The following is a 15297-nucleotide window of genomic DNA, read 5'->3' on the forward strand; positions in this document are numbered from 1 at the left end:
TTAGTCACTGATGCTCACCCTGATCTTGGTGTCATTGAAATCCCAATCGGAGCCCTGGCTAGCGAGGAGATCCTCGAAGCCAAAGGTGTTGGTGCCAAGCAGTTTGACGTGCTGGCGTCCATCACTGGCGGTGGTGGCACCAAAGGTCAGCACCTCACCCCCTTCGGTGATCATCACCGGGGCGTAATAGCCGGCAGCAGTGCTGTCGAGGGTCCAGGAAATACTTTGCCTGGATTGGCCATTTTGGTGCGAAGTGCCTGAACCTTGGTAGGGATTGATGAATTGGCTAAGGACGGCGCTGCGGAAGGCGGCGCCATCATTCTGGGAAATCCCATTAACCTTATAGGAAGTGCCTGTTAAGGGGTCGAGTTTTACGAATCCAAATCGGTTGCGCAGGCTGCAATCGGTTGAAATATCAAGAGTCAACCGGATGCCCGCTGCCGTGATGCTGGTTAGGTCCAGGATCGTGTCGCTGCTGGTCAGCTGTTTGCGGGCCATGGCCAGGCTGGCGGGTGAGCTAGCCGCGAACGAGCTGCTGATGTCAAGCATCAAGTCGGTGTACGTGCCGTTACGGTCGGCATCGAGGCCAAGCCTGAAGCCGTTGGCTGTATTAGTGATATTGAGGGCGGGATTGCTATTGGCCTGGCCGGCACCATCGCTGTAGCGGAAGCTGATCGTCGTTCCGGCATCAATGTAAATAGTCTGGATTCCTGTAGGGCCAGAGCCTAGGGTGGCACCGATTGCCCCATAGAAGTTCCCAGTGCCGCTGTCGAAAATTTCTAAATTGCTTTGGGTTGCGGAGCTAAAAGAATTGACATCCAATGTGATCCACAGACCGGTACCTTCTACCCCATCAACAGTAAATCCCTTGTTGTCGTTGCTAATCCGCAATGTGGGCGCAGATACCGTTGCCATGCCAACAGGATCAACAATGCGGCCATTGACCGTCTCATCAAAATCCCCAAGTTCACCGTCTTTTAAATAAAGTCTTGCCCCATCGACCTTGCCATCATTGTCTCGATCAAGAAGTATTCCGCCCAGGCCAGTGATCGGATCGTAATTAAACAGGAAATAGTCACCATCTTTATTCTTTTTATAGATCGCATTCCAGCTTTCGCCTGCATCTGGATTTGCGGGGAAGTAAAGATCAACTTCCTGAACTGTCGACTCAAACTTTGCTATTGCATTATCCCTGATCTTTTCAATATCCAGGCCGCTGACATCGCCGGACGTGGCAACTTTTGGCGAAACCGTAAAGCTGATCAGCTCTGAAGTTCTTTTAACCGTAGCGGTAGAATTGGGATTGGAATCATTAATGCTAGCCTGAAGGCCCCCGAAGGAGGTGGGGTTGCTGGTTGCGTTGTCAAAAAATAGTGAAGTAGTGGTAGTAACGATGCCGCCATTTAGGCTAGTTTGCTGGGTTGAAGCGGGAGTTTTCAAGACCAAGCTGCTGGTCCCTTGTGTCGACGCGAAGGTCGTCACAGTTTCCTGTTTGCTGTCATCAATGCCATCTTTATTGAAATCTTTACCAAGCTCATAAGAATCATCAGCGCCATCGTTATCGAGACCGATAGTGCTCGGATTGGTATCGATGATTAGGGTTCCATTGCTAGCGAGCGATCCAATATTCCCAGGCTGAGCCAGGCTGAGGATGGCGTCATTGCCAGCGGCGTCCTTGATGGTGGCGCCGTTTAATTCCAGTGCACTGGCAGAGTGTTGATCAAGATCTTCAGTGGTATCACCAACCTGGATTGTGTAGGTGAAGGTGAGGGTATCGTCCGCAATTGCCGTTCTGCCTAAGGCCGTGAAACTGGCTAATTGATCAATACTGCCGGTTTCAAGTTTCAGTTTAGGAGAGCCGGTGATTACAAGCCCTCCTGAGAACTGAACTTGAAGGGTAATGATGTCACCCACGCCATAGGTTCCATTTGGAGTCGACGAGCGAACAGCCACGACAGAGGGTGCAGAGCTATCAATGGTGTAGTTGGCTGTGTTGGCGGTGATGCCGGTATTACCAGCGAGATCGGTATAGGTATTGGCGAGGGTGAGGATATTGGTGGCATCTTCTATTACTGCCAATGGCGAGAAGGTGCCAGTCCAGGTGATGCCTCCATTGGAGGTGGTCATCGATGAGAGGATACCGTTTTGAGCGGTGATATCAGCGGCGCTGCTGAAAGTGGTTACGGCTTCTGAGAAGTTGAGGGTAACAGTGGCGGTATCGCCGATTTGTAGTGCTGAATCAGAGAGTGTGAAGGAGCTAACGGCAGGAGCGAGGGTATCAACGGTGTAGTTGATTGTTGTGGCTGTGACGCCATTATTGCCAGCGAGATCGGTATAGGTATTGGCGAGTGTGAGGATATTGGTTGGATTTTCTATCGATGATGTTGGTGTAAAGGTGCCAGTCCAGGTGATGCCTCCATTGGGGGTGGTCATCGCTGAGAGGCTGCCGTTTTGAGCGGTGATATCAGCGGCGCTGCTGAAGGCGGTTACGGCTTCTGAGAATGTGAGTGTAACGGTAGCGGTATCGCCGATTTGTAGTGCTGAATCAGAGAGTGTGAAGGAGCTAACAGCAGGAGCCTTGGTATCAATGCTGTAGTTGGTTGTGGATGCGGTTGGTCCTGTATTACCAGCTAAATCGGTATACGTATTGGCGAGTGTGAGGATATTGGTGGCATCTTCTATTGCTGATGTTGGCGTAAAGGTGCCTATCCAGGTAATGCCTCCATTGGATGTGGTCATCGCTGAGAGGATACCGTTTTGAGCGGTGATATCAGCGGCGCTGCTGAAGGCGGTTACAGCTTCTGAGAAGGTGAGAGTAACGGTTGCAGTATCACCGATTTGCAGTGCGTAATCAGAGAGTGTGAAGGAGCTAACGGCAGGAGCGAGGGTATCAACGGTGTGGTTGATTGTTGTGGCGGTGACGCCGGTATTGCCAGCGAGATCGGTGTAGGTATTGGCGAGTGTGAGGATATTGGTGGCATCTTCTATTGCTGCCGTTGGCGAGAAGGTGCCAGTCCAGGTGATGCCTCCATTGGAGGTGGTCATCGTTGAGAGGATACCGTTTTGAGCGGTGATATCAGCGGCACTGCTGAAAGCGGTTACGGCTTCTGAGAAGGTGAGTGTAACGGTAGCGGTATCGCCGATTTGTAGTGCGGAATCAGAGAGTGTGAAGGAGCTAACGGCAGGAGCGAGGGTATCAACGGTGTAGTTGATTGTTGTGGCGGTGACGCCGGTATTGCCAGCGAGATCGATATAGGTATTGGCGAGTGTGAGGATATTGGTGGAATCTTCTATTGCTGCCGTTGGCGAGAAGGTGCCAGTCCAGGTGATGCCTCCATTGGAGGTGGTCATCGCAGAGAGGATACCGTTTTGAGCGGTGATATCAGCGGCGCTGCTGAAGGCGGTTACGGCTTCTGAGAATGTGAGTGTAACGGTTGCGGTATCGCCTATTTGTAGTGCGGAATCAGAGAGTGTGAAGGAGCTAACAGCTGGCGGGGTGAAATCGATGGTTGCGGTGTAGGCGCTGCCGGCGGGGGACTGGTTGGCGGCGGCATCGGCAACTCGGGCCGTATAGCTGAGGTTCTGGTTATTGGTGAGGGTACGGCTATCGACATAGCTCCAGCTGGTGCCGGAGACATTGGCGGTGCCAAGGAACATGCTGCCGTCGTAGATCCGAACGGTTTCACCGGTGGCCAGGGCCGCGGAGAGGGTGCCGCTGATCGACAGGGAGGTGTCGTCGGTGGTGCTGCCTGGGTTGACGGTGCCGCTGATAATGCCGACGTTGTCGTTAATGGCGCTAACGGCCGCGGTGGTTGTCGGAGCCGTTGAGATTAGTCCAGGCATGCCCGGATCGTCGATGATGCCATTGACGATGCCGTCAATATCACCGCCAGCGGGGTCGCCATCGGTATAGGTCAGGACGATCTGATTAATGAGTCCATCACCGTTGAGGTCTATCAGCTCTGCACCATTGTCGTAGGTGTAGGGATTGCCGTCGGCGAGGAATTCAAACCAACCCCCTGTGCCGTTATTGGCTGATGGGTTCCATTTGGTGTAGGTATTCATCGCAAGGCCATTGCCTGGCAGAAGGATCACCTGCCGTACCTGATCTCCCGGGTATGGATCACTGCCGTCGGCTAGTGCGGGAGCTAGATCGATAAACCTGTCGAGTCGTTCCTGGGTGACGTTGTCGATGCTTTCCAGCCGGAATGCCAGGGGGTCGTAGGGATAGCTCACGACGACACTGCCGCTCTGACTGCTCCCGGCTGTTGTGCTGACGATCACGGATGGAACAGCTGATGAGCCATTCCCAGGTACGGCAAGCTCCTCTGGTTTAAGGACGTTGACATTGACGATCCGCACATCGCTGTCGGCCTGCAGCGACGTAAAGCTGTCGGGCAAAGCCTCTGTCGGATTAGAAGAGGCTGTTTGGAAGTTTCCTTTGCTGACCCACGGCACGGAGGCCACGTTGGGTTGCCGACTATCGAGAATGCCGTCGTTGTTGAGATCTCCCGGGGTTGTGCTGCGGCCATTGGTGGCTGCATCCTCAACACTTTGGCTAATTCCATCTTGGTCAAAGATATCCAGCGCCTGATCCGTGATGTTGATCACTGCCAGGGTTAATGGCTTCTTGGTTTGATTGCCGCGGGCATCGGTGGCTATAAGCGTAAAAGGAATCGAGAGATTGCCGAGGGGCTTGTTAGCAGCATCTCTATCAGCGAGCTGGATGGGCTTGAAGAAAGAGAAGCTACCGCTCGTGGGGTTAATTCCGAGCTGGGTGGGATCGACATCTTGCAGGCTCCAGGTGACGGACTGGTTGGCTTTGAACTGGGCGATCAGGAGTGCACCTTCATCGGCGCTGATGATCTGATTGGTGGGTAGATCAAGGATTACCGGTGGTGTGGTGTCTACTCCGGTGACGTTAAAGGTCTGGTCGAGGATGGCTGTGTTGCCGGCGAGGTCAGTGGCTTTGAGCAGCAGCCTGTTGCCGGCTGCATAGAGTTTTTGCAGCACTTTGCTTCCAAGGCTGAGGCTCCAATTGAGTGGGTTGCTGGCGTCACGGATGGCCCACAATCTGTTGTTGTTGATTTCCACAGAGACCGCCTGGCCAGCCTCGAGGCCTGCCGTCGTGCCAGTCAGCGTGATCGGATTAGCATCGGGATTAGTGGCCGCATCACCCCACTGCTCTTCGGTTGGAGTCGTAACGGCCAGCACCGGCGCTACCGTGTCCACCGTAAAGTCGCTCGTGCTGCTAGCACTATTGCCGGCTTGATTGGTCAGCGCCAGTCCTACCGTATAAGAGCGTTCGGTGGCGCCATAGGCCTCCAGCAAATCGGCGGGAACCGGCAGGCTCCAGGCTCCCCCCGACACAACGGCGCTCACGCTGCGGCTGGCAAGTGATCCAGCTCCAGGCAGCGTCACCTGCACGATCTGGCCGTCCTCTACGTTGCTCACCAAACCCGAGAGGATCTGCTCCAAGCCACTGCTCAGTTCACTGGCATTAATAAAGGAGTCCCCAGCCATGGCCGTGGACCTAAACACTGGCGGACCGGCGTTGATGACAAAAGACTGGCTTGCGGAAACCAAATTTCCGGCACCATCACGGACACTGGCACGCAGGCTGTAGTTGCCGTTAGCCAAGCTGCTGAGGTCCAGGGCCGGAGTAGTCCAGCTATTCGTGGAGAGCGGAACTGAACTTGTGAATGTCGGTGTTGTGGCCTTATCAGCCAGCACATCAATCACCACGCTGGCACTGGTATCACTCAGCACATTGGCGACCGTTCCAGAAATCGTTACTGCTGCCGCCTCAGCAGGATTGAGCAGATTATTACCGCCAACCCCATCGACAGGCGAGCTGATGGTGATCGCAGCCAAGCGGTCAATCGTGATTGAGCCGCCGCCAGTGGCACGATTGCCGGCCTGATCAGTCACGGTTGCCGAAACACTGAAGGCTCCCTCATTGGGCAGCAAGAAGCGTTCAGCATCCAAGGCCAAGCCCCAACTGCTAGTGCCGTTGCTGCTGCTCGGCGCCACCAACTGGCTGACGCCATTGACGCTAACCAGCGTGGTAGCGGCATCAGTGCTGGCACTGCTGCTGAGCAGTACACCGGCAGCCAACTCAGCGGCGTTGAGGGTGGCAGAGGTGTTGATCGCACCAGCGAACTGGCCAGCAAACGATGGATCGAGGAAACGGACAGCTGGCGCCGAACCAAAGGACAACTGCAAATCAACGATGGGAGGCGTCGTATCGACCGTCACCGTTTTTGTGGCAGAGAAGGGGTTACCAACAGCATCGCTACCGATCACGGTAACGGAGTAAGTGGTGCCATTGAGCCAGCTAAACGCCGGCACATTGAAACTGAAGGCTCCTTGGCTCACCGAGCCGGATGGACTGCTGTAAAGCGTTGACGTGCTGCTACCACTGGTCGATGTAATCGCCAAGTTGACAGAAGCACCCTCCTGCACATCCGCAGCCACGCCACTGATCGTGAGGGCTTGGCTGCTCTCGGCGAGGTTGATCCATGAGTCAGTGGAAATCGTCGCCAGAGTCACCAGCGCTGTGGTATCCAGCGTGAGGCCGTAATCAGCAGTACTGAGATTGCCGGCCAAATCACTCACCGACAGGCCCAGGTTGATCGATCCATCGCGAAGGGTCCGCAACTGGCTATCGCTGAATTGCACCTGCCAATTGCCATTACTCACCACGCCGGCGCCATTGAAGCCGCCGAGGCTCACATCCACTTGCTGACCGTCTTCTGCATCAGTGGTGCCCTTGATCGTTAGGCCAGCAGCAACTTCTGCCTTGTTGAGCAGGCCACCACCGGAGAAGAAGGGGTTGTTACCGGAATCGGTAATCGGATTACTTAGGGTAGGTGGATCCCGATCAATCGAAATATCCTTGGTTCCTAGGGTGCTGCTGCCCTGCTTCAGAGTCAGGGTGTAGGACCCCGTGCCATGGGGATCCAGGCTGGCTTTGGGCACCACTGCGCTCCAGCTGCCATCGCCCTGGGCCGTGATCGTGGCCAACAACACAGGGTTATTGGAGGACCCAGTAGGCGAGATCAGGACATCCAACTGTTGCCCCGCCACGGCCTGGGACACCGTGCCTTTGACCTGAATGCCGTTGGGGTTGGTGGCCTCCGCCAGGCTCAGACGGTCATCACCGGCTACACGGCTAAAAGCACCAACCCGATCCACTTCAATACTGCCGCTCGCAACTGCCCCTACAGCAAGCGGATTACCAACAGCATCGGTAATACCGGTGCCACTGCTCTTGAGTTGGAGCACCAGACGGCCCAGGCCACTGATCTCGCTCACCGTGACATCAAAAGTTGCAGTAACACCATCAGTTGCAGTAACACCATTAATGGGATTCACGGCCTGCACATGGCTCAACGAGCCGATGGCAGTACCCGTTGCCGTGAGGCGGAAGTCGGTGGCATCGACGTTGCTCACAGGCTCTGAGAAGGTGACGCGGAAGGTCTGCACCGCGCGGTTACTTTCACTGCCTGCAGCCACCTTGATTGTTGCCAGCCCCGGCAGCACACCATCAACCAACACAGCGGAGCTGGTTGCTGGTGGCAGCGTGCGGTTCACATCCACGCTCACACCGCCATCGGTGTTGGTGAGGCTGCTGCCATCGGGGAGGCTCAGGCTGGTAGGCAATCCGATGCCGCTGGAGCTACGCAAATCACCGTCAGCGACGGTGTAAGCAAAGGTGAGCTGATCACCGGCGGCGTAATGGGTGATTGCGTTGTCTGGCGCGCCCTCCAGAACAGCATTGACGCTGCGGTTGCCATCGAGTTGCAGGCTCAGGCTTGGCAAACCGCCAGCGGAATCGAGGCTGATGGCGCGATCGAGGCTGATCGCGAACTTGAGCTGGGAGCCGATGCCATAGCTGCCATTTGCCGGCATCTGGAAGCCAGTGATCTGGGCAATGTCCGCCACTGGAGTGACATCCACCGTCACCGCAACCGGTGTGGTCGACACCACACCGCCATTGGCGCCGTCATCGCGGGCGACCACGGTGAAGGCACTGATTCCATCACCGTTGGCGTCAGCGGCAGGTGTCCAGAAGGCCTTGGTGTTGTCCGTGATGGCGTCATTGGTGCCTACCGCCCAGGCCGTGGCGGTTTCAGCGCTGCTGCCCAGGCGCAGGCTGCCGCTGGTCACCGCTTTCACCACGTAGGCATTCACCTGACCATCGACATCGCTGGCGTTGGAAACAGACGCCAGGGTCTCAAAACTGATCTCAGCGGCGGTGTCTTCCTCGGTGCGGACAACACCGGTGCCCAGGATCGAGAAGGTGGGTGCATCGTTCACCGGCGTGATGGTGAACGTGCCCGCTGCCACGGCGCTCGTCGCCTGGCCGCTGTCGCTGACCTGCCACTCGATGGTGCGGCTGGTGCTGGTGGCGGTGGGGTTGTCGCTGCTGCTGGCGTAGGTGACCGCCCGCAGCGCCCTGAGCAGATGGATCAGGGTTGGTTGCGGCGCGTTCTGATCGGTGCTCGGGGTGAGCGTGAGGGTGAAGGTATCGGCATTCCAGCTGCCCTGCACACCGGTATCGCCACTGACCTGAGTGCTCAGTGCCAGGACATCGCCAGTGGTGAAACCAGCGCTAATGCGCACCGTGGCCGAGCTGAAATTGGTGCTATCGGCATCACTCAGGGTCAGCTCAGGGTTGAGGAGTAGGGCGGGATCACCCTCGCGGTAGGAGAGTGCCAACGTCGCTGTTGAGCTGATCTCAGGGGCGTCGTTGATGCCATCGACGAGCAGACCAGTGGTGGAGGCAAAGCCCGGCAAGGTGAGGGTGCTGTTGACGGGTAGGCCGTCATCGATGCTGGTGATCTGACCGCCATTGAGATTGAGGGCTGCTGCAACGGCGATGCCGCTGCTGTCGAAATCACCGCCTCGGACGGTGTACTGGAACAGCAAGGTGTTGGTGCCAGTGCCGCTGAGGTAGCTGGCGGCGGCACCGCTGCCGGTATCGAGGGTGATCGGCAGCAATGGGGTGCCATTGGTGGTGTTGACCGTGACCGCACGATCAAACGCAATCGAGAAGAGCAGGTTGTCGTCAGTGCTGTAGGTGCCATTGGCGGGCAAGGAGACCTTGGTGATCAGGGCTGCATCGCTCTGGTCAGGGGTCACATCGACGAGCACGGTGCGCGGCGGTACCGACACAGCACCGCTGTTGTCGCGTGCCACGACGGTGAAAGCACTCAGGGCATTGTTGCCTGTGCCATTGGCATTGGCCGCAGGTGTCCAATAGGCATTGGTATTGGCATCAATCCGGGCATTGCTGCTCGCGCTGTAGGCGGTTGCTGTATTCAGCGTGGTGCCAAGCAAGAGCGAACCGCTGAGCAGTTCTTTAATCTCCAGAGCACTGACGGTGCCGTCGACATCCGCCACCTGGCCCTGGGCAGAACCGTTGCCAATCAGATCGCCGTAGCGGATGGTGATCGTGCTGTCCTCTAGGCCTGAAACAGCCCCAGCCGAGAAGACTGTCAAGGTGGGGTTGTTATTCACCGCCGTCAGATTGACGGTGGTGGTCGTCACCGTGCTGCTGGCTGGAGCGGGGGCGCCGACATCCGTCACCTGGAGGGTGATGGCGCGGCTGGTGCTGGTGGCGGTTGGGTTGGCGTTGGTTGTGCTGTAGCTCACGGCCCGCAGGGCCTTCTGGTAATCGCCCAGCGATGCATCGCCGGTGAGTCTCAACACACCGGTTGCAGCCTTGTAAGTGGCGGTAATGCCGCTGACGGTGATCGGCAGGCTCAGGACATCGCCGGTGGTGAAACCAGCGGTGATGGCGATGGATGCGGCGCTGATCTGGGTGCTATCTCGATCCGTGAGGGTCAGCTCAGGGTTGAGGAGTAGGGCGGGATCACCCTCGCGGTAGCTGAGGGGACCCCCAGACAAGGTGCCGATCTGGGGTGCCTGATTGACCGCCTGCACGGTGAGCGTTGTGCTCAAAGCGTTACTGGAGGCGATGCCAGTGCCATCGGAATTGCCGTCACTGACCTTCCATTGGAAGCTCCGGGTCTCGCTGGCAGCACCACCGGTGGGATCGTTATTCGTGCTGGAGAACACGATGCTGCGCAGCGTTTGCTGGTAGTCCGCCAGCGATGCCGATCCCGTCAACCTGAGGACCCGGGTATCGCTGTTGTATTGCCCGCTGATCGACGTTGTCGCTGCCGTGAAGGCCAGGGTGTCGCCAATGCGACCACTGCTGATCGTGACCGTCGCGCTGCGCAATTGCAGATCATCGACGTCGCTGATCGTCAGGCCAGGCGCCAGCGCGGTCGCAGGACCGGCCTCGTTGTAGGTCGGAGCAGCAGAGGGTGCACCACTGAGCAGCGGCGCATCCGTCGCCGCTGCAATCGTGATCGTGGTAGCGGAAGGAAGAGAATGGCCCAGGTTGCCGCCGCTGGCACCGTCACTGTTGGCATCGGTGATGCTCCAACTGACGGATCGGGTGGGGCTTAACGCGGTGGGATCGTCGGAGCTGGAGCTGTAGGTGACCGTGCGCAGGGCGTCCCGGAAATCAGCCAGTGATGCTGTGGCGTTCGAATTCGCCGGCGTGAGCAGCAGAACACCTTGGTTGCTGTCGTAGTTCCCGCTGATCGTCGACGGCGCAGTGCTACCAAGGGCCAGCACGTCACCGGTCGTGGCGGGAGAGATCTGAACACTGGCGCGGATCAGTGCCGTGTCGTCGGCATCACTGAGGCTGATGCCAGCGTTGAGAACCACCGCAGTGCCGCCTTCGCTGTAGGCAACGCTTGTGTTGCCCGATCCGAGCGTGATCAGGGGGGCACTGTTCACCGCGTGGATCGACAAGGTGCCCGTTGCCGTGCCGGTGGCGGCGCCAGCCGCATCGGAATTGGCATCGACCACGCTCCAACTGATGGTGCGATTGGGCGCAGCGCCATTGGCGGTGAGCTCGATGTTGCTGCTTGAGAAGGTCACCGCGCGCAGGGCCTCCTGATAGGCCGACACCTTGGCTATCCCGGTGATGCTCAAGACACCGGTGTTGGCGTTGAAGCTTGAAGTGAGACCTAAATCACTCGCCAGGGCGGCATTGAGGCTGAGGGTGTCCCCGGATTGGCGGTTGTTGGCACTGATGGTGACTGTGGCACTAGCGAGCTCGGTGTCATCGACATCGGCGAGACTGAGAGTGGGAGCAACGACAACGGCGTTACCGCTTTCCGTGAAGGAGGCGATGGTGCCGGGGGTGATCCCTGGCGCATCGGCAACAGCGATGATCGTGAGGCTGCGATCGGCCCAGCTGGTGTTGTAAGAGGCACTGGTGCTATCGGCCTCTAGGAACCAGCCGATCGTGCGGGTCGCGGTGATGGCCGTGGGGTCATCACCGCTATGGAACTGCACCGATTGCAGGGCAGACCGGTACTCACCAACGGGGGCCGTGCCACTGAGGGTGAGGGTGGCGGTATCACCATCCCACTGGCCTGTAATACCGGCACTATTGACTGGAAGGAGTAACTGATCACCACTGCTGTAGCCCTTCGAGATTTGAATGCGTGCCGTACTGAGGCTGCCGGATCCACTGAGGCTGAGGCCACTTCCTAGGGCCTGATCGCTATTCTCCGTGGCAGTGATGGCGTTGAGATTGCCCTGCAGGGTGACGCCGTTGACAAGCAGGGTGGCGTTGCGAGTGGCGCTGCTGAAGGCCGTGCTCAGCCCGTTGCTTGTGGTGTTTGCCGTGCTGCCATTGATGCCGCTGGTGGTGTCCCAGGCGCGGAATGTCAGGCCACTGATCACATTGCCGACGGTGGTTGCATCCGGCAGATAGCGCAATTGGGCGTTGGCATTCAGCAAGCGCGCCGCGCTATCGCTGGCTGTGGTGAGGTCGCTCCAGGTGCTGCCGGAGTTAGTGCTGTACTGCCACTTGCCGCTGTCGGTGAGGGCGCCATTACTACTGTTGGTTTTGCTAAGCCCCGTGATGGCAATGCCAGCGGAGGCGCCGCTGTCAACATCAGCGACGGAGCCGGCCAGCAGTTCGGCGACGCTGATCACATCGCTTGCTTGTGAACGCACGGCGGAAGGGAGCTTGATCGCCGTGGAGTCCTGCCAGGTGGGGGCATCATTCACGGCCGTCACGCTGATGCTGGCGGTGTTGCTGGCACTAGAGAAGGCTGTGATTCCGCCGTTTTCAGAGGTATTCACCAGGCTGCCGGCGGTGCCGCTGCTCTGGTCCCAGGCGCGGTAGGTAAAAGTGGCGCTGGTGGCGTTTTCGCCATCGGGAAGGAAGCGCACCGCATCGGCGGCGGGGCGCAGTAGAAGGGACGAGGTATCCGACAGGCTCCCGATCGCCAACCAATTGCCGCTGTTGTTCAGCCGGTATTGCCAGGTGCCGTTGCCATTGTTCAGGCTGGTAATAGCAATGCCGCCTTTAAGGGCACCGGTATCAACATCGGTGATTGTGCTGCTGCTGATTTCACTGGAAATCAGCAGGCCTGTACCGGATGTGGCATCTTCCGTGATGGCTGTGAACACAGGCGAGGCCGATGCGAGCACAGGCGCATCATTCTGAGGCTCCGGCGTCAGGGTGATGGACTTACTGAAACTGATTGAAGTTACTGAAGGGCTGCTGTACTCAACCAGATAAGCAGAGCGGTAATTATTGTTGTCAATGTCGTTCCAGTCTCCCGTGCCATCGGCCAGGATCTGAGCGTAATCTTCACCACTGGAATTATTCGGCTCGTGGGTAGCCCAGTTGGAATAAATACCTGAAACAGCCCCGGCGCCAGACAACGACCAGGTTGTAACGTCTCTTGATTGCAAGTTTAAAAACCCGTATCTTTCCGTAGTTGTTGTTGAGCTCCAGTTGCCTCTCCAGAAGGTGGTACCTTCTTCTGGTCCGGTTACCCACTTCCAGGTGCCTTCGGAGGCGGCATCGGAAGCGCCGATCCATGCCGCGCCGCTCAGACGCGTTTTTATGTAATTACTTTCAGTGGAGCTGGTAATGGTGGCCAGGTAACCCTGCATGCCTGCATAGGTTCTGGCTTGAGCGGAATCTTTGGCATTTGTCCAACTGATACCACTGCCGCCAACAGTCACATACTCATAAAAGTGTGGTCTGACAATATTGTCAGCATCCGTAAGGTATTGCACCAGCATGCTGCCTGCTGTGGCTGTAATTTCACGCGCACTGGTATTGGGATTTTCACTGCTATTGCGATAGCTAATTCTCCTTAGGGCCTCCTGATAGCTTTCCTGGGATGATGTCCCGGAGAGTGACATCAGGCCGCTGCTGAAGCTGTAGCTTATGGTGGAACCATTGATCACCATGGTTCCGTTGGTGGCCGTACCACTGCTGCGGTTTGCAGCGGAAACCTCGAGATAGTCTTCGCCGCTTCGGTAGGTGGCAGCACTGATTTCTATCCTGGCGCCAGTTACTGATGTATTGCTATCGGGGTCATCTAGGGTTAATCCAGCATCAAGAAGATGCTGGTCATTTTCAAGATAGGTAACTGCAGCAGGTTGGGATAGGCTCAGGGTAAGGGGATCATCCACCGCGCTTACGGTCATCGTGGCCGTATTGGTGGTACTCGAAAATGCACTGCTTCCACCCGTGCTGGTGGCGTCCACCTTGGTGCCAACTGTGCTGCCATCGCTGCCATCCCAGGCGAGGAAGGTGAGGGTAGGTGCGCTACCACCGCTTTCGCCATTGGTGCCATCAGGCACATATCGCACCTGGCTGGTGTTGGCGAGAAGTAAGGCATTGCTGGTGGCCAGGGTTCCAAAGGCCGTCCAGCTCGTGCCGCTGTTGGTGGAGTACTGCCAGGTTCCTAGCCCCGTGGCCGTGAGAATGGCGATGCCAAGGCTTGCGCTGGCCGTCTCCTGGTCGCTGGCTCGGTTGCTACCGCTTCCGCCGAGCAGATTGAGCACGGTCACGCCACTGGTCGCCGTTTCCTCATTGACGCCGGTAAAGCTGTAGCTGCCGGCGCTAAGGCTTGGCGCATCATTGACCGGCGCGACGGTGATCGAAACAGGTACGGCCGTTGTCGATGTCAACCCAGCGTCGTCAAGGGCTTTGACCTGGAACGCACCGGAGACAGGGTTGCCGTTGAGGTTGGAAGCTGGCGTCCACTGCGCCTTGCGATCCGCATCAATGCGGTTGTTGGTTGCCGCATCCCAGGCGCTGCCGTTAATCGAGAGGTTGCCTTTGCTGCTGTCGACAGTGGTGACGACAAAGCCGATCACACCACCGCCGGTATCGGCTTCATTGGCGGCGTCCATCAGATCAGCGAGGTTGATGTCAAAGATCTGATCTTCTTTGGCACCGTTCAGGGTATTGACCAGGGTGAGCGTTGGAGCCGCATTGGTGGCCGTGATGCTGTAGGTCGCTGTGACGGGTGTGCTGATCACACCGTCGCTCAGACTGGCGTTGATGCTGCCTGCCCCATCGGCACTGGCGACAAAGGAGCCAGCCGCCAGGGCTGCATTAATTGCACTAACGCTGCCATTGAGTTGAATGCCGCTGGCATTGAGGTCGGCATCGCTGAGCCCGCGCACGTTGCCGCCAGTAGCGTTCAGAGTGAGGGTGAGGCTCTGATCGCTATCGGCGTCATTGACGCTGATGTAACTCAGACCATCGGCCACACCCGTGGTGAGAGCACGGCTAGAGCCAGGCGTGCTGAGGGTAGGGGCACTATTGAGCTTGGTGGCACTAAAGCTGTAGCTGGCTTTCACCAGCTCGGTGCCGCCATCGTCCAGCGTCAGGTTGATGCTGGCACTGCCAACGGTGGCTGCGGTGAACGTGGCAGTGGCCACGGCTGCATTGATGTAGCTGGCGCCGCCACTGAGCTGAATGCCATCGCGGCTGTTATCGGCATCTGTGAGGTTGCCGATGGTGCCATTGACAGGCGAGAACGTCAGCGTTAAGGCGGTGCTGTCGATATCGGCAACGGTGAAATCAACCAGGGCGCTGCTAATGCCGGTATTGACAGCGGTCGCAACAGCCGGCACTCCGCTGATGGTTGGCGCATCATTAACCGCCGCGACGATGATCGAAACAGGAACGGCTGTGGTTGATGTCAACCCAGCGTCGTCGAGGGCTTTGATCTGGAAGGCACCGGAGACTGGGTTGCCGTTGCTGTTAGCGGCTGGTGTCCACTCCGCCTTGCGGTCAGCATCAATACGGTTGTTGGTTGCCGCATCCCAGGCGCTGCCGTTAATCGAGAGAGTGCCTTTGGAGGTGTCGACAGTGGTGACGACAAAACCGACCACGCCACCGCCGGCATCGGCTTCATTGGCGGCGCCCAGCAGATCAGTGTGGGT

The 15297-nt window shown here is 57.7% G+C and carries 1 protein-coding gene (cut by a window edge); it reads right to left on the reverse strand.

The features are described from left to right. Nucleotides 1-15297, reverse strand: the 3' portion of a protein-coding gene (locus tag KBY85_RS07940) for an Ig-like domain-containing protein (protein ID WP_254960977.1). It continues 13284 nt past the right edge of the window; only the last 15297 of its 28581 coding nucleotides appear in the window; its start codon lies off the right edge, out of view; it ends in the stop codon at nucleotides 1-3.

The sequence above is a fragment of the Cyanobium sp. BA5m-10 genome (genome assembly GCF_024346255.1).
GTDB lineage: Bacteria > Cyanobacteriota > Cyanobacteriia > PCC-6307 > Cyanobiaceae > Cyanobium_A > Cyanobium_A usitatum.